The following is a 22,996-nucleotide window of genomic DNA, read 5'->3' as shown; positions in this document are numbered from 1 at the left end:
GTACTGGATATTCAGCCAGTGCCGCAAGGAACCACATATGCAGTTCGCCGTGAAGCTTACCGCCCGCCAGCAGCAGATCCTGGACTTGATCCAGAGCGCCATTGCCCGTACCGGCGCGCCGCCCACGCGGGCCGAAATCGCCAATGAGCTGGGTTTCAAGTCGGCCAATGCCGCCGAGGAGCACCTGCAGGCGCTGGCCCGCAAGGGCGTGATCGAACTTGTCAGCGGCACTTCGCGCGGCATCCGGCTCAAGGGCGATGCGCTGCGCTCGCTCAACGAGACGCGCCACCGCGAAGGCGGCCAATTCTCGCTCTCGCTGCCCGGCATGTCGCAGCTCGCGCTGCCTCTGATCGGCCGCGTGGCGGCGGGCTCGCCCATCCTCGCGCAGGAACACGTCGACCAGACCTATTACGTCGAGAACACGCTGTTCCAGCGCCAGCCCGACTACCTGCTCAAGGTGCGCGGCATGTCCATGCGCGACGCCGGCATCATGGACGGCGACCTGCTCGCGGTCCAGGCCACCAAAGAAGCGCGCAACGGCCAGATCGTGGTGGCGCGCCTGGGTGACGAAGTCACGGTCAAGCGCCTCAAGCGCAACAAGCAGGTCATCGAGCTGCATGCTGAAAACCCTGACTACCCGACCATCGTGGTCCAGCCCGGCGAGCCCTTCGAAATCGAAGGCCTGGCGGTGGGCCTGATCCGCAACACCATGCTGATGTAGGCCTTCGCGGCCTGCCGAAAGCAGCAACCCATCCGGCCGCAACAGGTGGCGGGCGTATGGCGCTTTGTCGCCATCACCCTGTTGCGTCCATTCAAAGAAATCCTGCCTGTGTTCAACCTCAGACTTTTTTGGAGTTCACATGGGAATCGCCCTCCTCGCCATCGCTGATTTGTGGATGCCGCTGCAATCGCTTGCAAGCCGGCTGCTGCCGGCACGCCGCCCGGCGCGGCGCGACACCGGCAGCAGCTCCGCCGGGTTGCGCTACGTCGCGGTCCGGCCGGCCTGCGCGGCCCGCGACCACGCGGCAACCCCCAAAGCGGCGCCGGCGCCCGTGCGGCCGCTGCGCGTCATCCGCGTGGTCGACGGCCCGCAGGGCGAAAGACGCAACACCAACCGCATGGTGATTTCGGGCCGCATGGCCGACGTCTGCGCCGAGCTCGACCGGCTGGCGGCACTCGAGGCGATGGAAACCATCAGCCCCGCGCCCCGCTCCACCCAGTTGCACTGAACCCGTGCACCCCGGTGACCACTGCCCGGGGTGGGTATCCAAACGTTCACACGCGCGTCACGCCAATGCTGCGAGGCACAATGGCACGCCATGAACATTGTGATCCTCGACGATTACCAGGACGCCGTGCGCAAGCTGCGCTGCGCCGCCAAGCTGGACGCGTACGCAGCCAAGGTCTACACCAACACGGTCAAGGGCATCGGGCAGCTTTCGGTCAGGCTGAAGGATGCCGACGTGATCGTGCTGATCCGCGAGCGCACCCAGATCTCCCGCCAGCTGATCGAAAAGCTCCCCAAGCTCAAGCTCATTTCGCAGACCGGGCGCGTCGGCGGCCATATCGACGTCACGGCCTGCACGGAGCGCGGCGTGGCGGTGGCCGAGGGCACCGGCTCGCCCCAGGCGCCTGCCGAGCTGACCTGGGCGCTGATCATGGCGGCCATGCGCCGCCTGCCGCAGTACATCAGCAACCTCAAGCACGGAGCCTGGCAGCAGTCGGGGCTCAAGTCGGCCTCCATGCCGCCCAATTTCGGGCTGGGCTCGGTGCTCAAGGGCAAGACGCTCTGCATCTGGGGCTACGGCCGCATCGGCCAGCTGGTGGCGCGCTACGGGCAGGCCTTCGGCATGCAGGTGGTGATCTGGGGGCGCGAGGCAAGCTGCGCCAAGGCGCGGTCCGACGGCTTCCAGGTGGCACAGAACCGCCACGAGTTCTTCGCCGCGGCCGACGTGCTGTCGGTGCATCTGCGGCTCAACGAGGAAACCAACGGCCTGGTCAAGCTCGAGGACCTTTCGCGCATGAAGCCGACGGCGCTCTTCGTCAACACCTCACGCGCCGAACTGGTCGAGGCCGATGCCCTGCTTGCTGCGCTCAACCGCGGCCGGCCCGGACTGGCGGCGGTCGACGTGTTCGAGAGCGAGCCGCCGCTGCAGGGCCATGCGCTGCTGCGGCTGGAGAACTGCATCTGCACGCCGCACATCGGCTATGTCGAGCAGGACAGCTACGAAAGCTACTTCGGCCAGGCTTTCGACAATGTCGTGAGCTTCATCAAGGGCAATCCCACCAACATCGTGAACCCCGGCGCGCTGCAGGTTCGCCGGTGACCCCATGAGCCGCCGGGCCGCCCCGAGGCAAATACCGCGGCCGAAGGCGAAGGTTCTTCAGTGAGCCGCCCCGCGCCGCGTGGCGCACTGTGGGCCTTGCTGGCCGGCAATTTCGTGATCGGCACGGGCGTGATGGTGGTGCCGGGCACGCTCAACGAAATCAGCGCGTCGCTGTCTGTCTCGGTGGCGACCGCGGGCCAGTTGATCATGGTCGCCGCGGTCGTGATGTGCCTGGGCGCGCCGCTGCTCGCGGCAGCGGTCGCAGGCTGGGACCGCCGCCGGCTGCTCGCTCTCACCCTGCTCTGGTACGCGGCCGGGCACGCCGCTGCGGCGCTGATGCCGAGCTTCGGCGCCCTGCTGCCGGTGCGCATGCTCACGGTGGTAGCGCCTGCGATCTTCACGCCCCAGGCCGCGGCCTGCGCCGGCATGCTGGTGCCACCGGAACAGCGCGGGCGCGCCGTGACCTTCGTCTTTCTGGGCTGGTCGCTGGCCTCGGTGCTCGGCCTGCCCATCGGTGCGCTGGTGGGCGGCCATCTCGGCTGGCGCATGGCCTTCGGTGCGATTGCACTGCTCAGCGTCGCGAGCGCGGCATCGGTCTGGCTGACCCTGCCGCAGGGGATTCGCCCCGCGGCGCTGACGGCAGCCGCCTGGGCGCGCGTGCTGCGCAGCCCGGTGCTGATGGGCATCGTCTCGGTCACGGCGCTGCAGGGCGCCGGCCAGTTCGTGCTGTTCAGCTATTTCGGGCCGATCCTGAAGCGGGACTTCGGCGCAGACCCCACCATGCTGAGCCTGATGTGGGCGCTGTTCGGCGTATTCGGCCTCGCGGGCAACATGCTCGTGAGCCGGTTCATCGACCGCGTGGGCGCGGGCCGCATGGTGCTCCTGACGAGTTCGCTGATTGCGCTGAGCCTCTTCCTGTGGCCATGGGCCGGCACGCTGCCGTGGCTGGCGGCGGTGCTCGTGCCTTGGGGCCTGGGCTGCTTCGCGACCAATTCGGCGCAGCAGGCAAGGCTGGTCGGGCTGGCCCCCGCGCTCGCGCCGGGCTCGGTGGCGCTGAACAGTTCCGGCATCTATGTCGGCCAGGCGATGGGCGCCGGCCTGGGTGGATGGCTTCTTGCCAACGACGCGGTGGCATGGATGAACTGGGCCGGTTTTGCCCTGCTGCTCGCGGCCATCGGCCTGAGTGTGGCCATCGACCGCAGCCGCCGGCCGGCCTGACAGCGCGGCCCCGCGTAAAACCCGGCATGGCCCGGCGGCCGATGGCTGCAAAATCGAAGGCTGCGCAAAACTCCGGACCCGGTGCCTGCAAGCGGACCCGGACGCCCACCAACCAGCGAAGATCTTTTTTCAATGACAGTCAACTACACCCGGATCGGCGTCGTCGGCGCCGGCGCCATGGGCCGAGGCATCGCACAGATCGCAGCCCAGGCCGGCAGCGAAGTGCTGCTGCTCGACAGTTTTGCAGGTGCCGCCGAACGCGGACGCGAAGCCCTCGCGGCCCAATGGAACAAGCTGCACGAGAAGGGCAAGATCGACGCCGCGGCGCGCGATGCGCAGATCGCGCGCGTGAAGGCGGTCGACTCGGTCGGGGCGCTGGCCCAGTGCGACCTGGTGATCGAAGCGGTGGTCGAAGATCTCGAGGTCAAGCGCAAGCTGTTCCGCGAGCTCGAAACAGTGGTCGCACCCACGGCCGCGCTGGCCACCAACACCTCGTCGCTGTCGGTCACGGCCATCGCGGCCGGGCTCGCGCATCCGGAGCGCGTGGCGGGCTTTCACTTCTTCAACCCGGTGCCGCTGATGAAAGTGGTCGAGGTGGTGGCCGGCTTCAAGACTTCGGCCGAGGTCTGCAAGCAGCTCGCAGGCTATGCGGTGCAGATGGGCCACAGCGCCGTGCAGGCGCAGGACACGCCGGGCTTCATCGTCAACCACGCGGGCCGCGGCTATGGCACGGAAGCGCTGCGCATCGTGGGCGAAGGCGTGGCCGATTTCGCCACCATCGACCGCATCCTGAAGGAGCAGGCGGGCTTTCGCCTGGGGCCTTTCGAGTTGCTGGACCTGACCGCGCTCGACGTGTCGCATCCCGTGATGGAATCGATCTATCACCAGTACTACGAGGAGCCGCGCTTCCGGCCCAGCGTGATCACCGCCCAACGGCTTGCCGCCGGCGTGCTGGGCCGCAAGACCAATGAGGGCTTCTACCGCTACAACGACGGCGTGATGCAGCAGCCTGCGGAGCCGGCGCCGCCGGTGGTGGCGGCGATGCCCTCGGTCTGGGTCTCGCCCCGCGCCGCGCGGCGGGCCGAGCTGCTGCGGCTGGTGAACGCGCTGGGCGCGCAGATCGACAGCGGCGCCACGGCGGCGCCCACGTCGCTGATCCTGGTGGCCCCGCTGGGCTTCGACGTGACCACGGTGGCCGCTGTCGAGCGCCTGGACGCCACGCGCACGATGGGCATCGACATGTTGATCGACGATGCCGCCACCAGGCGCCGCGTGCTCGCCACCAACCCCGCCACGCGGCGCGACATCCGCGATGCGGCGCATGCGCTCTTCGCGCGCGATGGCAAGGCCGTGAGCGTGATCCGCGACAGCGGCGGCTTCGTGACGCAGCGCGTGATCGGCACCATCGTGAACATTGCCGCCGACATGTGCCAGCAGCGCGTCTGCTCGCCGGCCGACCTCGAAACCGCGGTGCAGCTGGGCCTGGGCTATCCGCGCGGCCCGCTGGCCATGGGCAACCTGTACGGCCCGACCAACATGCTCGAAGTGCTGTTCAACCTGCAGACCGTCTACGGCGATCCGCGCTATCGCCCGAGCCCGTGGCTGCGCCGCCGCGGCGCGATCGGCCTGAGCCTGCTGCACGAAGAAGAATAAGCAGATCAACACCAAAAAACGAAAGCATCACAGCGATGACCGCCGAACTGAAGAGCACCAGCGAGGGACGCACCATGGTGCTGACGATCGCCAACCCGACCCAGCGCAACGCACTGGGCCCCGAGATCTACGCCGCCGGCATCGAGGCGCTCAACGGCGCCGAGAGCAGCGACGAAATCCGCAGCGTCGTCATCGTGGGCGAAGGCGCATGGTTCTGCGCCGGCGGTTCGCTGCAGCGGCTGTCCGACAACCGGCAGCGCGATCCTTCCGTGCAGGCCGAAAGCATCGAAGGGCTGCACAACTGGATCGACTCGATCCGCGCCTTTCCCAAGCCCATCATCGCAGCGGTGGAAGGCGCGGCTGCAGGCGCCGGTTTCTCGCTGGCCCTGGCCTGCGATTTCGTGGTGGCCGCGCGCGACGCGATCTTTGCAGCGTCCTACAGCAACGTGGCGCTCTCGCCCGATGGCGGCCTGAGCTGGCAGCTGGGCCGTGCATTGCCGCGCCAACTCGCCAGCGAGTGGCTGATGTGCGGCGAGCGCATCGGCGCGCCGCGGCTGCATGCGCTCGGGCTGGTCAATGAACTGAGCGAGCACGGCCAGGCGCTTGCGAGCGCCCTGGCGCTGGCGGCCCGGCTCAATGAGCGTGCGCCCAATTCGCTGGCCAGCATCAAGGAACTGCTCAGCGAAGCGCCCGGCGCCACCTTTGCGTCGCAGCTCTCGCAGGAGCGCGACCACTTCGTGCGCAACCTGCACCACCCGAATGCGGGCATCGGCATTGCCGCGTTCATCGAGAAGAAACCACCGCACTACGAGTAGCGGCCCGCCGTCGCTCCTGCGACACCCTCCAGTTTTTCAGTCGCCGACAGGACAGACCAATGGACGACCCCATTCTTACCATCGAAGAACGTGAAGCGATCAACAGCGGTCGCTGGTTTTCTTCTCTTTCTCCATCGCTACGGCACGACATTCTCCGATGCGCTTTCGTCAAACGCTTCAAGGACGGCGACCTGATCGCTGCCCGCGGCGATCCTCCCGACCACTGGATCGCCTGCGCCAAGGGCGCGGTGCGCGTCAGCTCGACGGCCGTCTCGGGCAAGCAGGTGACGCTGACCTACGTGGAGCCGGGCATCTGGTTCGGCGACGTGGCGATGTTCGACGGGGACCGGCGCACGCACGACGCCTATGCGCATGGGGACACCACCATCCTGTGCGTGGCGCGGGCCGACTTCCAGAAGATCCTGGCTGCGCACGTGGAGCTGTACGAGGCGCTGATGCGGCTGCAGGCGCGCCGCATCCGCACGCTGTTCGGGCTGGTGGAAGACCTCAACACCCTGCCACTGCGCGCACGACTGGCCAAGCAGCTTATCCACCTGGTGCGCAGCTACGGCGTGCCCAACCTGGAAGACGGCAGCCAGATGCGCATCGGCCTGCAGCTCGCGCAGGAAGAACTCGCCCAGTTGCTCGGCGCGTCGCGCCAGCGGGTCAACCAGGAACTCAAGACCATGGAACGCGAGGGCACCATCCGCATCGAGCCGGGCGGCCTGGTCGTATTGGATCGCGCAGCGCTGATGCGCGTCTCGGAAGCAGATCATTGACATGAGCCAGGACTTCTCCAACTTCATCGGCACCCGTGCGGTCTCGCAGCAGCATGCCTTCGACGTCGAAGCGCTCGCAGCGTGGCTGGCGAAGAACCTCGACGGCTTCCAGGGCCCGCTGACGGTCGAGATGTTCAAGGGTGGCCAATCGAATCCGACCTACAAGCTCGTTACGCCCACGCAAAGCTACGTGATGCGCGCCAAGCCCGGCCCCGTTGCCAAGCTGCTGCCCTCGGCCCATGCCGTGGAGCGCGAATTCAAGGTCATGAGCGGCCTGGCCGGCACCGACGTGCCGGTGCCCCGCATGCACTGCCTGTGCGAGGACGAAGCCGTGATCGGCCGCGCCTTCTACGTGATGGAATTCATGCAGGGCCGCGTGCTGTGGGACCAGTCGCTACCCGGCATGGACAACGCCGGGCGCACGGCCATCTACGACGAGATGAACCGCGTCATCGCGGCGCTGCACACCGTGAAGTTCGCCGAGCGCGGCCTCGCGGATTACGGCAAACCCGGCAACTACTTCGAGCGCCAGATCGGCCGATGGAGCAAGCAGTACAAGGCCTCGGCCGATGGCGCCGGCGAACTCTCGCGGCCCATCGAGGCCATGGAGCGGCTGATCGACTGGCTGCCCGCGCACATGCCGGCGAGCGCGCGCGACGAAAGCAAGATCTCGATCGTCCACGGCGACTACCGCCTCGACAACGTGATGTTCCATGCCATCGAGCCGCGGATCATCGCGGTGCTCGACTGGGAGCTCTCCACGCTGGGCCATCCGCTGGCGGACTTCAGCTATCACTGCATGTCGTGGCACATGCCCCCCACGACGGGGCGCGGCATCGGCGGCGTGGATGTCGCGGCACTGGGCATTCCCACCGAGAGCGAATACATCCGCCGCTACTGCGAGCGCACGCGCATCACCACGCCCGAGGCGCTGGCGCCCGACTGGAATTTCTACCAGGCCTACAACCTCTTTCGCATGGCCGCGATCCTGCAAGGCATTGCCAAGCGGGTCGAGGCAGGCACCGCATCGAGCGAGCAGGCCGTGGCCTCGGCCCGCGGCGCGCGCCCCATGGCCGAAATGGCCTGGCAGTTTGCCCAAAAGGCGTAACCGCCCCCCCACACCCCACCAGGAGACAGACGATGGACTTCGAATACTCGGCAAAAACCAAGGAGCTCCAGAAGCGCGTGAGCGCATTCATGGACGCGCACATCTATCCGGCCGAAGCCGAGTATTCCGCCGAGCTGGCCGCCAACACGGCCGCGGGCAAGCGCTGGACCGCGCTCAAGACCGTCGAGAAGCTCAAGGAAAAGGCCAAGGCCCAGGGCCTGTGGAACCTGTTCCTGCCGGTCGACAGCGCAGCCGCCTCGGGCTACGAAGGCGCGGGCCTCACCAACCAGGAATACGCGCCGCTGGCCGAGATCATGGGCCGCGTGCCATGGGCCTCGGAAGCCTTCAACTGCTCGGCACCGGATACAGGCAACATGGAGACCATTGCCCGCTACGGCTCCGAAGCCATCAAGGCGCGCTGGCTCAAGCCGCTGCTCGAAGGCCAGATCCGCTCGGCCTTTGCCATGACCGAGCCCGACGTGGCCTCCAGCGACGCCACCAACATCTCGACCCGCATCGAGCGCCAGGGCGACGAGTACGTGATCAACGGCCGCAAGTGGTGGATCTCGGGCGCCGCCGATCCGCGCTGCGCCGTCTTCATCACCATGGGCAAGAGCGACCCCGACGCGCCGCGGCATTCGCAGCAGAGCATGATCATCGTGCCGGCCGATGCCAAAGGCATCCGCATCGTGCGCCCGCTCAACGTGATGGGCTACGACGACGCGCCGCACGGCCACGTCGAGATGTACTTCGAGAATGTGCGCGTGCCAGCCGACAACATGCTGCTCGGCGAAGGCCGCGGCTTCGAAATCGCCCAGGGCCGCCTCGGCCCCGGACGCATCCACCACTGCATGCGCCTGATCGGCCTGGCCGAGCGCGCGCTCGAGCTGATGTGCAAGCGCGCCTCCTCGCGCGTGGCGTTCGGCAAGACCGTCGCCTCGCAGACCGTCACGCAGGAGCGCATCGCCGAAGCGCGCTGCAAGATCGACATGGCACGCCTGCTCACGCTCAAGGCCGCATGGCTGATGGACGTGGCCGGCAACAAGGTCGCGAAGAACGAGATCGCGATGATCAAGGTGGTGGCGCCGAGCATGGCCTGCCAGGTGATCGACTGGGCCATGCAGGCGCATGGCGGCGGCGGCATGTGCGACGACTTCCCGCTGGCCTACGCCTACGCCGGTGCCCGCACGCTGCGCTTTGCGGACGGCCCGGACGAAGTGCACCGCAATGCGATCGCCAAATGGGAGCTGGGCAAGTACGCGCCGAACAAAGGCGATGCCGACATGCCCGTCACGCGCTTCTGATTCGTCTTACCCCCTCTCCCTCCGGGAGAGGGTTGGGGTGAGGGCCGACGGCGCCAACGCGCCCGGCCCTTTTTCTTTTCAGAGCTTCTTCTGCAGAAACACCGCGTGCCCGAACGCCGGATCGAGCTGATAGCCGGCGAACCCCTCGCGCTCGTAGCTGCGCAGCGCTGGCGCATTGCCCGACAGCACCTCGAGCGTGAGCTTGCAGGCGCCGCGCGCGCGGGCCTCCTGCTCCACCCGCGCAAGCATGCGCTGCGCAATGCGCCGGCCGCGATGGCTGGGCAGCACGACGACGTCGTGCACGTTGACCAGCGTCTTGCAGGCGAAGGTCGAAAAGCCCTCGATGCAGTTGACCAGGCCCACGGGCATTGGCCCGTCGTACGCGAGCACGCTGAATGCTTGCGGCCGCGCCGCCAGCGCCGCCGGCAGCCCGGCCAGCACGCCCGCTTCGAGCGGCGTGCCGCCGCCCGCGGGATCGCGTGCATAGGCGTCGAGCAGGTCGACCAGAGCGGCTGCGTGCGCGGCGTCGCGGTAGTCCGCGAGCACAACCTCGATCATCGTCACCGCGCCGGTTCCAGGGTTGCGGCAAGCCGCTTCGCACAGGATTCAGCCTGTTTCGCATCGCGCGCCTCGACCATCACGCGCACCAGCGGTTCGGTGCCGCTCGCGCGGATCAGCACGCGGCCGCTGTCGCCGAGCTCGGCTTCGATGCGCTGCGTTTCGCCAGCCAGCGCATCGTTGTTCTTCCAGTCCTGTCCCGGCGCCAGGCGGACGTTGATCAGCACCTGCGGGAACAGCGTGATCTCCGCGAGCAGCTGCGCCACCGTCTTGCCGCTGCGCACGCAGGCCTGCAGCACCTGCAGCGCGCTCACGATGCCGTCTCCGGTGGTGTGGCGGTCGAGTGCCAGCAGATGGCCCGAGCCCTCGCCGCCCAGGAGCCAGCCGCGCTTTTCGAGTTCCTCGAGCACATAGCGGTCGCCCACCTTGGCGCGCACCAGCTCGATGCCCTGCCCGCGCAGCGCCACCTCGACGGCCTTGTTGGTCATGAGCGTGCCGACCACGCCCGCCGGCTTGTCGCCGCGCGCCATGCGCTCGGCCACCATGAGGTAGAGCAGCTCGTCGCCATTGAACAGCCGCCCGCTGGCGTCGACCAGTTGCAGGCGGTCGGCGTCGCCGTCGAGCGCGATGCCGTAGTCGGCCTTCTGCGCGGTGACGGCTTCGACCAGCGCGGCCGGATGGGTCGCGCCGAAGCCCTTGTTGATGTTGAGGCCGTCGGGTGCACAGCCGATGCTGCTGACCTCGGCGCCCAGTTCGTGGAACACGTTCGGCGCCACCTGGTAGGCCGCACCATGCGCCGCATCGACCACGAGCTTCATGCCGCGCAGGGTCAGGTCGTTGGCGAAGGTGCTCTTGCAGAACTCGATGTAGCGGCCCGGCGCGTCGTTGAGGCGGCGTGCCTTGCCGAGGTTGGCAGAGTCGACCCACACGGGGGGCTCCTCGAGCGCGGCTTCCACCGCAAGCTCCCATGCGTCGTCGAGCTTGGTTCCCTGCGCGCTGAAGAACTTGATGCCGTTGTCGGGATAGGCGTTGTGGCTGGCGCTGATCACCACGCCCAGGCTCGCACGCTGGGCCCGCGTCAGGTACGCCACGCCCGGCGTCGGCAGCGGTCCCAGCAGCACCACGTCGACGCCAGCGGAGTTGAAACCCGACTCCAGTGCGGACTCGAGCATGTAGCCCGAGATGCGCGTGTCCTTGCCGATCAGCACCGTGGGGCGCGCCTCGCTCTTCTTGAGCACGCGGCCCACGGCATGCGCGAGGCGCAGCACGAAATCGGGCGTGATGGGCGACTGGCCGACCGTGCCGCGGATGCCGTCGGTGCCAAAGTATTTGCGGGTCATGGAACTTGTTCTTGTTGTCGAGTGAGTTGTGAATGTGTCTCTTCGGCCTTCATGGCGCGCCATACGGCGATGGCCGCCACGGTGTCGCGCACGTCGTGCACCCGCACGATGGCCGCGCCCCGGTCCACGGCGAGCACCGCCGCCGTCACGCTGGGCACCAGGCGCTCTGCTGCCGCTGGAATACCGGTGACCGTGCCGATCGACGACTTGCGCGACCAGCCCAGCAGCAGCGGATAGCCGGCTTCGAGCAGCTTGCGCTGGCGCGCCAGCAGCGCAAAATTCTGCGCCGCGGTCTTGCCGAAGCCGATGCCCGGGTCCAGCGTGATCCGCGAAGCATCGACCTTCAGCGCGCGAAGCTGCGCCACCTGCTCGGCCCAGAACGACAACACCTGGGGCAGCACGTCGCCCTGCATGGGCGCCGTCTGCATGGTTTGGGGATCCCGGTGCATGTGCATCAGGCAGACGCCGCACGAGGGATGTGCCGCCACCGCCTTGCGCGCGCCGGGCCGGCGCAGCGCCCAGACGTCGTTGACGATGTCGGCGCCAAGCTCGAGCACCGCACGCATGACTTCCGGCTTGTAGGTGTCGACGGACAGCGGCACGTTGAGCTTGACGGCCTCCCGGACCACCGGCAGCACGCGCGCCAGTTCGGCCTCGAGCGGCACGGCCGGACTGCCGGGGCGGGTAGATTCGCCGCCGATGTCGAGGATGTCGGCACCCTCCTTCAGCAACTGCTCGCAATGCCGCAGCGCAGCCTCGGCGGACGCATGCGCCCCGCCATCGGAGAAGGAATCGGGCGTGACGTTGACGATGCCCATCACGCGCGGCTGCGCGAGATCGATTGCAAAACGGCCGGCCTGCCAGGCCGCCGCGCGGGCCATCGTCATGCGGCACCTTCATCGAAAACGGGGCCCATGGCCCCGTTGGTGTGGAACACCGGATTCACTTCAGGCCACTGTGGGTGCCGGATCCGGATTGACTGCCGGCGTGCCGCCGCTGCCGCCACTGCCCGAGGGCGGAATGCGCGGCGTCCAGTCCTTGGGCGGACGCGGCGCGCGGCCGGCCATGATGTCGTCGAGCTGTTCCGTATCGATGGTTTCCCATTCGAGCAGGGCCTTGGCCATGACGTGCATCTTGTCGCTGTTTTCCTCGATCAGGCGGCGCGCCAGGGCGTACTGCTCGTCGATGATGCGGCGCACTTCGGCATCGACCTTTTCCATGGTCTGCTCGCTCATGTTGGTGGTCTTGGTGACCGAGCGGCCGAGGAACACTTCGCCTTCGTTCTCGGCGTAGACCATCGGACCCAGCGCATCGGTCATGCCGTAGCGCGTGACCATGTCGCGGGCGATGGAGGTCGCGCGCTCGAAGTCGTTGCTGGCGCCGGTGGTCATCTGGTGCATGAACACTTCTTCGGCGATGCGGCCGCCGAACAGCATGCTGATCTGGTTCAGCATGTATTCGCGGTCATAGCTGTAGCGGTCCTGAGCGGGCAGGCTCATGGTCACGCCCAGCGCGCGGCCGCGCGGGATGATGGTGACCTTGTGGACCGGGTCGCACTTGGGCAGCAGCTTGCCGATGAGCGCGTGGCCAGACTCGTGGTAGGCCGTGTTGCGGCGCTCTTCCTCGGGCATGACCATGCTCTTGCGCTCGGGGCCCATGAAGATCTTGTCCTTGGCCTTCTCGAAGTCCTGCATCTCGACCACGCGGGCATTGCGGCGCGCGGCCATCAGCGCGGCTTCGTTGCAGAGGTTGGCCAGGTCGGCGCCGGACATGCCGGGCGTGCCGCGCGCGATGACGCTCGGGTTCACGTCCTGGCCCAGCGGCACCTTGCGCATGTGAACGCCCAGGATCTGCTCGCGGCCGCGGATGTCGGGCAGCGTCACGTACACCTGGCGGTCGAAGCGGCCCGGGCGCAGCAGTGCAGCGTCCAGGATGTCCGGGCGGTTGGTGGCAGCCACCACGATCACGCCCAGGTTGGTTTCGAAGCCGTCCATCTCGACCAGCATCTGGTTCAAGGTTTGTTCGCGCTCGTCGTTGCCGCCGCCCAGGCCGGCGCCGCGCTGGCGGCCCACCGCATCGATTTCGTCGATGAAGATGATGCAGGGCGCGTTCTTCTTGGCGTTCTCGAACATGTCGCGCACGCGGGCCGCGCCCACGCCGACGAACATTTCGACGAAGTCCGAACCCGAGATCGAGAAGAATGGGACCTTGGCTTCGCCGGCAATCGACTTGGCCAGCAAGGTCTTGCCGGTACCCGGAGGGCCGACCAGCAGCAGGCCGCGCGGAATGCGGCCGCCGAGCTTCTGGAAGCGCTGCGGGTCCTTCAGGAAATCGACCACCTCGCGGACTTCCTCCTTGGCCTCGTCGCAGCCCGCGACGTCGGCAAAAGTGACCGTGTTGTTGTTCTCGTCCATCATGCGGGCCTTGCTCTTGCCGAAGCTGAATGCCCCGCCTTTGCCACCGCCCTGCATCTGCCGCATGAAATAGATCCAGACCCCGATCAGGAGCAGCATCGGCCCCCAGCTCACCAGCAGCGTCATGAGGAGCGAGCCCTCTTCGCGCGGCTTGACGTCGAACTTGACGTTGTGGTCGATCAGGTCGCCCACCAGGCCGCGGTCGAGCACGGTGGCGGTCGTGCGGATCTTGCGATCCTCGTTGGTGACGGCCACGATTTCTCCGCCGCCGGCACCTTCAGGAATGACGGCGCTCTTGATCTGGTTGTTTCGGACCTGATCCAGGAACTCCGAATAGCTCACCGTCCCTGAGCCGACGCCGCCGCGGGTGTCGAACTGCTTGAACACAGTGAACAACACCATGGCAATGACGAGCCATACGGCAACTTTGGAAAACCACTGATTGTTCAAACGAAGCTCCAGTCGAAAGCGCGTGACAAGATTGTGAAAAGAACGCGCTATGGATACGCAATTGCGCCCCATTTTAGGCTTTTCAAGCTGCGAAAAGCGGGCATTTCCCTAAAGCAGCCATAGCCTGACAAGGGTTTGCGCCCCATGGGCACGCTTTGCGGGCCCCGGCGTCAAGGTATCAAAGCGTTTCCTGAGCCTTCAGACCCATGCCGACAAGGAAGGTTTCCGACGATTTGTCGCGCGAAGCCTTAGGTTTGAAGGGCTTCACGATGCGGAAGTTCGCCTTGAACAGCTTCACCAGCTCGTCATAGCCGCTGCCGTGGAAGAGCTTGGCCACCAGCGCCCCCTCGGGCTTCAGGTGGTGCTGGGCGAAGTCGATGGCAAGCTCGATCAGGTGCGCCACGCGAGCCGCATCGGCCGAATGGATGCCCGACAGGTTGGGCGCCATGTCGGAAACCACCAGGTCGGCCTTCCGGCCGGCCAGCACGCCCAGCACCTGCTCCAGCAGTTCCGCTTCGCGGAAATCGCCCTGCAGGAAGGTGACGCCCTCGATCGGCTCCATCGGCAGGATGTCCAGCGCGATGATGGTGCCGTTCAGCTCGCCGGCCGCGGCGCCTTCGGGCGACATGCGCCGGCGCAGGTACTGGCTCCAGGCGCCTGGCGTGGAACCCAGGTCGACCACCAGCTGGCCCGGCCTCACCAGGCCGAGGGATTCGTCGATTTCCTTGAGCTTGTAGGCGGCGCGTGCGCGGTATCCCTCGCGCGTGGCCAATTTCACGTACGGGTCGTTGATGTGGTCGTGCAGCCAGGCTTTGTTGACTTTTTTGCTTTTGGCTTTGGTGCTCATGGAGGTCTTTGTAACGCGTCGATAATACGGGGATGCCCGCCATTCAACTTACCCCTGCCGAGCGCAAGGTGCACCGCGCCGAAGCTCACCACCTGGATCCGATCGTCATGGTCGGTGGAGACGGGCTCACCCCTGCCGTGAAGAAAGAGGCCGACGCGGCGCTCAAGGCCCATGGCCTGATCAAGATCCGCGTCTTCTCCGACGACCGCCTGGCCCGCGATGCCATGCTGCAAGAGCTCGCCGACGAGCTCGGCGCCGCCCCCATCCAGCACATCGGCAAGCTGCTGGTGCTGTGGCGCCCCAAGCCCGAAAAAGAGCGCGTGGTCGATGAAGACCGCATGCCCGGCCCGCGCGACATCAAGGTGCTGAAGTACAGCAAGCGCGGCGGCCAGCGCCCCGAAATCAAGACCCTGCGCGTGCTCGGCAACCAGCGGCTCACCCCCGGCGGCACCATCAAGCGCGCCAAGGCCAAGCGGCCGCTCTCGGCCAAAAAACGCAACCAGGCAGACTGAACTTGGCGCCAGCGCAAGGCGCGCAGCGCCACATTCTCTGCATGAAGTGGGGCACCAAATACGGCCCCGAATACGTCAACCGCCTCTACGCGATGGTGCGCCGCAATCTCAGCGGCGACTTCAAGTTCGTGTGCCTGACGGACGACGGCACCGGCATCCGCCCCGAAGTGACCTGCCTGCCGATCCCGCCGCTGAACCTGCAGCTGGCGCCCGGCCAGCGCGACGGCGCGTGGAAGAAGCTCACCACCTTCGAAAAAGACCTGCACGGCCTGCGCGGCACTGCCCTGTTCCTGGACGTGGACGTGGTCGTCGTCGGCAGCCTCGATGCCTTCTTCGAATACCCCGGCGAGTTCCTGATCATCCACGACTACGCGCGCCCCTGGCGGCGCCAGCGGATCACGGGAAACTCGTCGGTCTACCGCTTCGAGCTGGGCGCCCATGCCGACGTGCTGGCGTATTTCCGCGCCAACATGGACAAGGTCCAGGCCGAGTACCGCAACGAGCAGGCCTATCTGTCCGACGTGCTGCACAAGCAGGGCAAGCTGGGCTACTGGCCCGCGGCCTGGTGCCCGAGCTTCAAGTACCACGGCATTCCGATGTGGCCGACCAACTACTGGGAAGAGCCCTTTGTGCCGGAGGGTGCGCGCATCATGGTGTTCCACGGCGAATGCAATCCGCCCGACGCGCTGGCGGGCCGGCGCAACCGGGCTTTCCGCTACATCCGGCCGGCGAACTGGGTCGCCAGGTTCTGGAAGGAATGAACGGAATGGCGGCGGGGACGGCGCAAGTCGTCCTGCCGCCGCCGGCATTCAGGCCGCAGCAGGCGCCCGGCCGCCCATGCGCCACAGCAGCGCACCGGCACAGAGCCACTGGACCACATACATGCCGCTTCCCACGGCGTGCCACAGCTTGAGGTTGTCGCGCGCAAGAATGCGCGGCGCCACAGCATATTGCTGGAGCAAAGCCAGCAGGAGCGCCCCCAGGATCAGGAAGATGGCGCTCATTGAGGCGCTGTCGATGCGCTGGTCCATCTTCGTGCGGAAGTGAACCAGGAGCAGCAGGCCGCAGCCGATCGCAATCCAGCTCTGCGCCTCGAACAGCTGGCCCGCGAAATTTCCGGCCACTGCGGGACTGCCGAGCTTCGCGAAGAGCATCGGCACCACGAGGAAACCGATCGTCGTGAGGCTGCCCCACCAGAAGGCGGCCAGCATCAGCGCGAGGCGGTCTTTCATCCTGCCGGTCAGATGTAGCGCACCGCCACGATCTCGTAGCGCTTGAGGCCGCCGGGCGCCTGCACCTCGGCGGTGTCGCCCTCTTCCTTGCCGATGAGCGCGCGCGCGATCGGGCTGGAGATGTTGATCAGGCCGAGCTTCAGGTCGGCCTCGTCCTCGCCGACGATCTGGTACTTGACGGCCTCGCCCGATTCTTCTTCCTCGAGTTCCACCGTGGAGCCGAACACCACCTTGCCGCCGGCGTCGAGCTCGGCCGGGTCGATGATCTGGGCGGCCGAAAGCTTGCCCTCGACCTCCTGGATGCGGCCCTCGATGAAGCCCTGGCGGTCCTTGGCGACTTCGTATTCGGCGTTCTCGCTCAGGTCGCCCTGCGCGCGGGCTTCGGAGATCGCATTGATGACCCAGGGGCGGTCCACGGTCTTGAGCTGATGCAGCTCGGCGCGCAGCTTCTCGGCACCGCGCTTGGTAATTGGAATGGTGGCCATGTTTGGTTCTCCATAAAGCGAAACCGCCGAACGCTGCCGTTCGGCGGTCGATTGGGGGACAGGATCAGACGAGTGTGCGTCCGGTCAGCCGGCTCAGGATGGCGAGCGGGCTCGAATCCGGATTGTATTGCTTCGACGCGGGCAGATGAAGGGTCTGCTCGAGCATGTACTGGCCCGCCATGACGGCGTGCGAGGTCTGGTCCGAGAAGCACACCCACACCGACCCCGGCGGGAATTCGGCCTTCTCCTGCGGCGAATTTTCCTGGTAGGCCATGTCGGCCTTCATGCCGTCGTGCAGCTGCAGCATCAGGTGGTCGTACTCGCTGCGGAACGACTTGGTCACATGCAGCGCCTGCAGCAGCTTGGCCTGCCAGCGCACATAGGGCTTGGCACGCGGCAGGAAGCGCCTGGCGATGTCCTCGAAGGGCTCGCCCACGCGCCACACGCGCGGTGCGCCCTCGGGATTGACGTTGGTGAAGACGCGCAGGATGCGCTCGCCGTAGTTCGGCCGCGACGGAAAGGCATCGACATGCAGCCGGCGGTCGTCGGCGCGCCACGACTGCACGCGCGTCTCGACCTTTGCCGGCCGGTAGCTGGTCGGCGCCAGGCGCAGGGCCGGCGTGTAGTGCGGCAGCAGGCCGTGGATCAGCTGCTGTGCCTGCGCACGGAACCGCCCCACCATCGCGGCGGCCGCACGCTGCACCGCCTCGTCGCCGGCCACGCCCTTGAGCTTGCCGTTGGCATCGAGGCTGATGTTGCGCACATCGGGCGACAGCAGGCTGGGCGTCAGCAGGCTGCGTTCTTCGGGCAGCAGCTCGAAACCCAGGCGCGGGAAATAGAGCACCTTGCCCGCTTCCAGCTGCGCGATCCACGCCTCGTTGGGCGTGGCCGCGCGCCAGTCGCTCAGGTCCAGTTCGACGAGCTGGGTTTCCATGGCCACGCTCAGGCGGCAGCCAGCTGCGCGTGCATCTCCTGCACCGAGATCACGCCGAGCTCGTCCATGAAGCCCATGCCCTCGACCGCGGCTTCGGCGCCGAAGATCGTGGTGAAGGTGGTGACGCGCGCGAGCAGCGCCGAGGTGCGGATCTGGCGCGAATCGGTGATCGCGTTGCGGCGCTCTTCCACCGTGTTGATGACCAGCGCAATCTCGTTGTTCTTGATCATGTCCACGATGTGCGGTCGGCCCTCGGTCACCTTGTTCACCGTCGCGCATTCGATGCCCGCGGCGCCGATGGCGGCGGCCGTGCCCTTGGTGGCGATGATCTCGAAGCCCAGCTTGACCAGGCCGCGCGCCACTTCCACGGCGCGCGCCTTGTCGTTGTTCTTCACCGAGATGAAGACCTTGCCCGACTTCGGCAGGTGCGTGCCGGCGCCGAGCTGCGACTTCACGAAGGCTTCGCCGAAGGTCCTGCCCACGCCCATCACTTCGCCGGTCGACTTCATCTCGGGACCGAGGATGGTGTCCACGCCCGGGAACTTGACGAACGGGAACACGGCTTCCTTCACGCTGAAGTAAGGCGGCGTGACTTCCTTGGTCACGCCCTGCGACTTGAGCGACTGGCCGGCCATGCAGCGAGCCGCCACCTTGGCGAGCTGGATGCCGGTGGCCTTGCTCACGTAGGGCACGGTGCGCGAGGCCCGCGGGTTCACCTCGAGCACGTAGATGACGTCCTTGCCATCCTTCTGCTGGATCGCGAACTGCACGTTCATCAGGCCGACCACGTTGAGCGCGGCAGCCATGGCGGCGCTCTGGCGCTTGAGCTCGGCAATGGTCTCGGCGCTCAGGCTGTAGGGCGGCAGCGAGCAGGCGGAGTCGCCCGAGTGCACGCCGGCCTGCTCGATGTGCTCCATCACGCCGCCGATCAGGGTGGCACCTTCGGCGTCGCGGATGCAGTCGACGTCGCATTCGACGGCGTCGTTGAGGAAGCGGTCGAGCAGCACCGGCGAGTCGTTGCTGACCTTCACGGCTTCACGCATGTAGCGCTCGAGGTCGCGCTGCTCGTGCACGATTTCCATCGCACGGCCGCCAAGCACATAGCTCGGGCGCACCACCAGCGGGTAGCCCAGCGCCGCGGCCTTTTCGAGCGCCTCGGGTTCAGTGCGCGCGGTGGCATTCGGCGGCTGCAGCAGCTTGAGCTCGTGCAGCAGCTTCTGGAAGCGCTCGCGGTCTTCGGCCGCGTCGATCATGTCGGGCGATGTGCCGATGATCGGCACGCCGTTGGCCTCGAGGTCGAGCGCGAGCTTCAGCGGCGTCTGGCCGCCGTACTGCACGATCACGCCGAGCGGCTTTTCCTTGTCGACGATCTCCAGCACGTCCTCGAGCGTGAGCGGCTCGAAATACAGGCGGTCGGAGGTGTCGTAGTCGGTCGACACGGTCTCGGGGTTGCAGTTGACCATGATGGTCTCGTAGCCGTCCTCGCGCATGGCGAGCGCGGCATGCACGCAGCAGTAGTCGAACTCGATGCCCTGGCCGATGCGGTTGGGACCGCCGCCGAGCACCATGATCTTCTTCTTGTCGGTGGGATCGGCTTCGCACTCTTCCTCGTAGGTCGAATACATGTAGGCCGTGTTGGTCGCGAACTCGGCCGCGCAGGTGTCCACGCGCTTGTAGACCGGGCGCACGCCGAGCGCACGGCGCTTCTCGCGGATGGCCGTGTCGGTGGTCTTGAGCTGCTTGGCGAGGCGGCGGTCGGAGAAGCCCTTCTTCTTGAGCGCGAGCAGCGTGTCGCGGTCGATGTCGGCCAGCGACTTGGTTTCGAGTTCGAGCTCGATCTTCACGATTTCCTCGATCTGCACCAGGAACCACGGGTCGATCTTGGTCAGCGCGAACACCTCATCCACGCTCAGGCCCATGGCGAAGGCATCGCCGACATACCAGATGCGCTCGGGGCCGGGCTCGCCGAGTTCCTTCTCGAGCACTTCGCGGTCCTGCGTCTTCTCGTTGAGGCCGTCCACGCCCACCTCGAGGCCGCGCAGCGCCTTCTGGAACGATTCCTGGAAGGTGCGGCCCATGGCCATCACCTCGCCCACCGACTTCATCTGCGTGGTGAGGCGCGAATCGGCCTGCGGGAATTTCTCGAACGCGAAACGCGGGATCTTGGTGACCACGTAGTCGATCGACGGTTCGAACGACGCGGGCGTGGCGCCGCCGGTGATCTCGTTGCGCAGCTCGTCGAGCGTGTAGCCCACGGCCAGCTTGGCCGCGACCTTGGCGATCGGGAAGCCCGTGGCCTTGGAGGCCAGCGCCGACGAACGCGACACGCGCGGGTTCATCTCGATGACGACCATGCGGCCGTCCTTCGGGTTGATCGAGAACTGCACGTTCGAGCCACCGGTATCGACGCCGATCTCGCGCAGCACGGCCAGCGAGGCGTTGCGCAGGATCTGGTATTCCTTGTCGGAGAGCGTCTGCGCCGGTGCCACGGTGATCGAGTCGCCGGTGTGCACGCCCATCGGGTCGAGGTTTTCGATCGAGCAGACGATGATGCAGTTGTCGGCCTTGTCGCGCACGACTTCCATCTCGTACTCCTTCCAGCCGAGCAGCGACTCTTCGATCAGCAGCTCGTTGGTGGGCGAGGCTTCGATGCCGCGCTTGCAGATGGTCTCGAACTCTTCCGGGTTGTAGGCGATGCCGCCGCCGGTGCCGCCGAGCGTGAAGCTGGGGCGAATCACCGTCGGGAAGCCGACCGACTTCTGCACGGCCCAGGCCTCGTCCATCGAGTGGGCGATGCCGGAGCGCGCCGAGCCCAGGCCGATCTTGGTCATCGCGTCCTTGAACTTCAGGCGGTCCTCGGCCTTGTCGATGGCTTCGGGCGTGGCGCCGATCAGCTCGACCGGCTTGTTGGTGGCCGCGCCGGTGTACTTGTCGAGCACGCCGTGGCGCCAGAGGTCGAGCGCGCAGTTGAGCGCGGTCTGGCCGCCCATGGTCGGCAGGATCGCGTCGGGGCGCTCCTTGGCGATGATCTTCTCGACCGTCTGCCAGGTGATGGGCTCGATGTAGGTCACGTCGGCCGTGGCCGGGTCGGTCATGATCGTCGCTGGGTTGCTGTTGATCAGGATGACCTTGTAGCCCTCCTCGCGCAATGCCTTGCAGGCCTGCACGCCGGAGTAGTCGAACTCGCAGGCCTGGCCGATGATGATCGGGCCGGCGCCGATGATGAGAATGGATTGGAGGTCTGAGCGCTTGGGCATCTTATTTGTCCTTGGTGAAACCGATGCCGCGGCCGCTGTAGGCGCCCGGCTTCGGCTCATCCATCAATTGATGGATCGCGTTGAATACATCGCGAAAGTTCTGGTCGTATCGCTGTTCCAGCGCATTCAGCTTGCGCTTGAGATCGGCATGCTCCGACAGCATGCTGCGCAGCTTGACGAAGGTTCGCATGATCTCGATGTTGACGGCCACGGCGCGTTCGCTGCGCAGCACGCTCGACAACATGGCCACACCCTGCTCGGTGAAGGCCACGCTGCGGTAGCGCGCGCCGCCCGAGCCCGGCTTCTCGGGTTTTGAGATCACAAGCTGTGATCTCAAAGCCTCGAGGTCGTGGTTCTCGAGGGTGAAGGCGAAGTCCGCCGGAAAACGATCGAGGTTGCGGCGCATGGCCTGCAGCAGCACCCGGGTCTCGACGCCGTAGAGCGCGGCAAGGTCCTGCGCCAGCATGACCTTCAGGCCGCGCAGCACATAGATCTTGCCCTCGGCATCGCGCAACGCGGCGAGCACCGAGACGTCGAGCACCGCGGGTGCATCAGCCACGTGCCTGCTCCATGAGCGCGGTGAAGCGGTCGAACAGGTAGCCGATGTCGTGCGGGCCGGGCGAGGCTTCCGGGTGGCCCTGGAAACAGAACGCCGGCTTGTCGGTACGCGCAAGGCCCTGCAGCGTGTTGTCGAACAGGCTGATGTGGGTGGGGCGCAGGTTGGCGGGCAGCGACTTCTCGTCGACCGCGAAGCCGTGGTTCTGGCTGGTGATGCTCACGCGGCCGTCGTCCAGGTCCTTCACCGGATGGTTCGCGCCGTGGTGGCCGAACTTCATCTTGAAGGTCTTGGCACCCGAAGCCAGCGCCATGATCTGGTGGCCCAGGCAGATGCCAAAGGTGGGAATGCCGGTCTCGATGAGCTCCTTGACCGCGCTGATGGCGTAGTCGCAGGGCTCCGGGTCGCCCGGGCCGTTGGCCAGGAAGATGCCGTCGGGCTTGAGCTTGAGCACGTCGGCCGCGGGCGTCTGCGCCGGCACCACGGTGATGCGGGCGCCGCGCTGGGCGATCATGCGCAGGATGTTCTTCTTGACGCCGTAGTCGAAGGCCACCACGTGGAACTTCGGCGTGATCTGCACGCCGTAGCCCGCGCCCAGCTTCCACTCGGTCTCGGTCCATTCGTAGGTCTGCTGGACCGACACCACCTTGGCGAGGTCAAGGCCGGCCATGCTGGGCGCGGCCTTGGCGGCGGCGATGGCCTTGTCGACCAGCGCCTGCGTCACAGCCTCGCCCGCGGCCAGGCCCAGGATGCAGCCATTCTGCGCGCCATGGGTGCGCAGGTGGCGCGTGAGCTTGCGGGTGTCGATGTTCGCGATGGCCACCGTCTTGCCGGCCACGAGGTATTCGCTCAGCGTGGCGGTCTTGCGGAAGTTGGAGGCGACGAGGGGCAGGTCCTTGATGATCAGGCCCGCGGCATGGATCTTGTCGGCTTCGATGTCTTCACCGTTGACGCCGTAGTTGCCGATGTGCGGATACGTGAGGGTCACGATCTGCTGGCAGTAGCTCGGGTCGGTGAGGATTTCCTGGTAACCGGTCATGGCGGTGTTGAACACCACCTCGCCGGTCGTGGAGCCGGCGGCCCCGATCGAATTGCCTTGAAAGACCGTGCCGTCTGCGAGCGCCAGGATGGCGGGCGGGAAACTTCCCTTGAGAGACAAAAGCACTGGGTTCTCCGGATGGTTACGGTCGCCCGGAGCCCCAGGCGC

Annotated in this window: 22 protein-coding genes; 11 read left to right on the top strand and 11 right to left on the bottom strand. The window is 66.7% G+C overall.

Annotation, left to right across the window (positions count from 1 at the left end; translation table 11 throughout):
- Nucleotides 1-37 precede the first annotated feature (37 nt).
- From lexA to IB278_RS14265, 9 genes are all read left to right on the top strand, one after another.
- Nucleotides 38-721: a transcriptional repressor LexA gene (gene lexA, locus IB278_RS14305; RefSeq protein ID WP_018904999.1), complete on the top strand. Its 684-nt coding sequence runs from the start codon at nt 38-40 to the stop codon at nt 719-721.
- Nucleotides 722-860: 139 nt separating this feature from the next.
- Nucleotides 861-1,229, top strand: coding sequence for a hypothetical protein (locus IB278_RS14300; protein WP_145746606.1), 369 nt, complete (start codon nt 861-863; stop codon nt 1,227-1,229).
- A 90-nt stretch (nt 1,230-1,319) separates the two neighbouring features.
- Nucleotides 1,320-2,327, top strand: coding sequence for a D-2-hydroxyacid dehydrogenase family protein (locus IB278_RS14295; RefSeq protein ID WP_145746605.1), 1,008 nt, complete (start codon nt 1,320-1,322; stop codon nt 2,325-2,327).
- A 60-nt stretch (nt 2,328-2,387) separates the two neighbouring features.
- A complete protein-coding gene (locus IB278_RS14290; RefSeq protein WP_192323733.1) occupies nt 2,388-3,545 on the top strand; it encodes an MFS transporter in 1,158 nt (385 codons plus the stop codon).
- A gap of 132 nt (nt 3,546-3,677) precedes the next feature.
- A complete protein-coding gene (locus tag IB278_RS14285; RefSeq protein ID WP_192323731.1) occupies nt 3,678-5,198 on the top strand; it encodes a 3-hydroxyacyl-CoA dehydrogenase in 1,521 nt (506 codons plus the stop codon).
- Nucleotides 5,199-5,233: 35 nt separating this feature from the next.
- Entirely contained in the window at nt 5,234-6,013 is a 780-nt protein-coding gene (locus IB278_RS14280) for an oxepin-CoA hydrolase, alternative type (RefSeq protein WP_192323729.1), read from the top strand.
- Nucleotides 6,014-6,072: 59 nt separating this feature from the next.
- Nucleotides 6,073-6,792, top strand: coding sequence for a Crp/Fnr family transcriptional regulator (locus IB278_RS14275; protein ID WP_012747738.1), 720 nt, complete (start codon nt 6,073-6,075; stop codon nt 6,790-6,792).
- A gap of 1 nt (nt 6,793) precedes the next feature.
- Entirely contained in the window at nt 6,794-7,900 is a 1,107-nt protein-coding gene (locus tag IB278_RS14270; RefSeq protein ID WP_192323727.1) for a phosphotransferase, read from the top strand.
- 32 nt (nt 7,901-7,932) lie between these two features.
- Entirely contained in the window at nt 7,933-9,204 is a 1,272-nt protein-coding gene (locus IB278_RS14265) for an acyl-CoA dehydrogenase family protein (protein WP_145746600.1), read from the top strand.
- A 78-nt stretch (nt 9,205-9,282) separates the two neighbouring features.
- Here IB278_RS14265 and IB278_RS14260 read toward each other — a convergent pair whose 3' ends face one another.
- The 5 genes from IB278_RS14260 to IB278_RS14240 all read right to left on the bottom strand — a co-directional run bounded on the left by IB278_RS14260 (nt 9,283) and on the right by IB278_RS14240 (nt 14,813).
- Nucleotides 9,283-9,762 (bottom strand): GNAT family N-acetyltransferase, encoded by a 480-nt coding sequence (locus tag IB278_RS14260; protein WP_145746724.1) that lies wholly within the window; start codon nt 9,760-9,762, stop codon nt 9,283-9,285.
- A gap of 2 nt (nt 9,763-9,764) precedes the next feature.
- Nucleotides 9,765-11,102: a phosphoglucosamine mutase gene (gene glmM, locus IB278_RS14255; protein ID WP_145746599.1), complete on the bottom strand. Its 1,338-nt coding sequence runs from the start codon at nt 11,100-11,102 to the stop codon at nt 9,765-9,767.
- Nucleotides 11,099-11,989, bottom strand: coding sequence for a dihydropteroate synthase (gene folP / locus IB278_RS14250; protein WP_192323725.1), 891 nt, complete (start codon nt 11,987-11,989; stop codon nt 11,099-11,101). The genes glmM and folP overlap by 4 nt, the downstream gene beginning before the upstream one ends.
- 60 nt (nt 11,990-12,049) lie before the next feature.
- Nucleotides 12,050-13,966 (bottom strand): ATP-dependent zinc metalloprotease FtsH, encoded by a 1,917-nt coding sequence (ftsH, locus tag IB278_RS14245; protein ID WP_012747732.1) that lies wholly within the window; start codon nt 13,964-13,966, stop codon nt 12,050-12,052.
- A gap of 178 nt (nt 13,967-14,144) precedes the next feature.
- Entirely contained in the window at nt 14,145-14,813 is a 669-nt protein-coding gene (locus IB278_RS14240; RefSeq protein WP_192323723.1) for an RlmE family RNA methyltransferase, read from the bottom strand.
- Nucleotides 14,814-14,845: 32 nt separating this feature from the next.
- Between IB278_RS14240 and IB278_RS14235 the strand changes: the two genes are divergently transcribed.
- Together IB278_RS14235 and IB278_RS14230 are read left to right on the top strand one after the other, a co-directional pair.
- Entirely contained in the window at nt 14,846-15,325 is a 480-nt protein-coding gene (locus tag IB278_RS14235; protein WP_012747730.1) for a YhbY family RNA-binding protein, read from the top strand.
- A 41-nt stretch (nt 15,326-15,366) separates the two neighbouring features.
- Nucleotides 15,367-16,086, top strand: a complete 720-nt coding sequence (locus tag IB278_RS14230) for a glycosyltransferase (protein WP_225612903.1) — start codon at nt 15,367-15,369, stop codon at nt 16,084-16,086.
- A gap of 48 nt (nt 16,087-16,134) precedes the next feature.
- On the opposite strand, the gene IB278_RS14225 is transcribed toward IB278_RS14230, so the two are convergent.
- The 6 genes from IB278_RS14225 to carA all read right to left on the bottom strand — a co-directional run bounded on the left by IB278_RS14225 (nt 16,135) and on the right by carA (nt 22,954).
- Nucleotides 16,135-16,557, bottom strand: a complete 423-nt coding sequence (locus tag IB278_RS14225; RefSeq protein ID WP_145746595.1) for a DUF4149 domain-containing protein — start codon at nt 16,555-16,557, stop codon at nt 16,135-16,137.
- 8 nt (nt 16,558-16,565) lie between these two features.
- Nucleotides 16,566-17,042, bottom strand: coding sequence for a transcription elongation factor GreA (greA, locus tag IB278_RS14220; protein WP_012747727.1), 477 nt, complete (start codon nt 17,040-17,042; stop codon nt 16,566-16,568).
- Between the two features lie 64 nt (nt 17,043-17,106).
- Nucleotides 17,107-17,976, bottom strand: coding sequence for a Kdo hydroxylase family protein (locus tag IB278_RS14215; RefSeq protein ID WP_145746594.1), 870 nt, complete (start codon nt 17,974-17,976; stop codon nt 17,107-17,109).
- 8 nt (nt 17,977-17,984) lie between these two features.
- Nucleotides 17,985-21,233 (bottom strand): carbamoyl-phosphate synthase large subunit, encoded by a 3,249-nt coding sequence (carB, locus tag IB278_RS14210; protein ID WP_145746593.1) that lies wholly within the window; start codon nt 21,231-21,233, stop codon nt 17,985-17,987.
- Nucleotide 21,234: 1 nt separating this feature from the next.
- Nucleotides 21,235-21,792, bottom strand: coding sequence for an ORF6N domain-containing protein (locus IB278_RS14205; protein WP_124960550.1), 558 nt, complete (start codon nt 21,790-21,792; stop codon nt 21,235-21,237).
- A complete protein-coding gene (gene carA, locus IB278_RS14200) occupies nt 21,785-22,954 on the bottom strand; it encodes a glutamine-hydrolyzing carbamoyl-phosphate synthase small subunit (protein WP_145746591.1) in 1,170 nt (389 codons plus the stop codon). The genes IB278_RS14205 and carA overlap by 8 nt, the downstream gene beginning before the upstream one ends.
- Between the last annotated feature and the right edge of the window lie 42 nt (nt 22,955-22,996).

The sequence above is a fragment of the Variovorax sp. VRV01 genome, assembly GCF_014852545.1.
GTDB classification, from domain to species: domain Bacteria; phylum Pseudomonadota; class Gammaproteobacteria; order Burkholderiales; family Burkholderiaceae_C; genus Variovorax; species Variovorax beijingensis_A.
Note: the sequence above shows the minus strand (reverse complement) of the source record. Positions and strands in the feature narration are given on the sequence as shown.

Bases quoted from the DNA above. Each gene is read 5' to 3' on its own strand.
- lexA (WP_018904999.1), top strand. From the start codon at position 38: ATGCAGTTCGCCGTGAAGCTTACCGCCCGCCAGCAGCAGATCCTGGAC.
- IB278_RS14300 (WP_145746606.1), top strand. From the start codon at position 861: ATGGGAATCGCCCTCCTCGCCATCGCTGATTTGTGGATGCCGCTGCAA.
- IB278_RS14295 (WP_145746605.1), top strand. From the start codon at position 1,320: ATGAACATTGTGATCCTCGACGATTACCAGGACGCCGTGCGCAAGCTG.
- IB278_RS14285 (WP_192323731.1), top strand. From the start codon at position 3,678: ATGACAGTCAACTACACCCGGATCGGCGTCGTCGGCGCCGGCGCCATG.
- IB278_RS14280 (WP_192323729.1), top strand. From the start codon at position 5,234: ATGACCGCCGAACTGAAGAGCACCAGCGAGGGACGCACCATGGTGCTG.
- IB278_RS14275 (WP_012747738.1), top strand. From the start codon at position 6,073: ATGGACGACCCCATTCTTACCATCGAAGAACGTGAAGCGATCAACAGC.
- IB278_RS14270 (WP_192323727.1), top strand. From the start codon at position 6,794: ATGAGCCAGGACTTCTCCAACTTCATCGGCACCCGTGCGGTCTCGCAG.
- IB278_RS14265 (WP_145746600.1), top strand. From the start codon at position 7,933: ATGGACTTCGAATACTCGGCAAAAACCAAGGAGCTCCAGAAGCGCGTG.
- IB278_RS14260 (WP_145746724.1), bottom strand. From the start codon at position 9,762: ATGATCGAGGTTGTGCTCGCGGACTACCGCGACGCCGCGCACGCAGCC.
- glmM (WP_145746599.1), bottom strand. From the start codon at position 11,102: ATGACCCGCAAATACTTTGGCACCGACGGCATCCGCGGCACGGTCGGC.
- folP (WP_192323725.1), bottom strand. From the start codon at position 11,989: ATGACGATGGCCCGCGCGGCGGCCTGGCAGGCCGGCCGTTTTGCAATC.
- IB278_RS14240 (WP_192323723.1), bottom strand. From the start codon at position 14,813: ATGAGCACCAAAGCCAAAAGCAAAAAAGTCAACAAAGCCTGGCTGCAC.
- IB278_RS14235 (WP_012747730.1), top strand. From the start codon at position 14,846: ATGCCCGCCATTCAACTTACCCCTGCCGAGCGCAAGGTGCACCGCGCC.
- IB278_RS14230 (WP_225612903.1), top strand. From the start codon at position 15,367: ATGAAGTGGGGCACCAAATACGGCCCCGAATACGTCAACCGCCTCTAC.
- IB278_RS14225 (WP_145746595.1), bottom strand. From the start codon at position 16,557: ATGAAAGACCGCCTCGCGCTGATGCTGGCCGCCTTCTGGTGGGGCAGC.
- greA (WP_012747727.1), bottom strand. From the start codon at position 17,042: ATGGCCACCATTCCAATTACCAAGCGCGGTGCCGAGAAGCTGCGCGCC.
- IB278_RS14215 (WP_145746594.1), bottom strand. From the start codon at position 17,976: ATGGAAACCCAGCTCGTCGAACTGGACCTGAGCGACTGGCGCGCGGCC.
- carB (WP_145746593.1), bottom strand. From the start codon at position 21,233: ATGCCCAAGCGCTCAGACCTCCAATCCATTCTCATCATCGGCGCCGGC.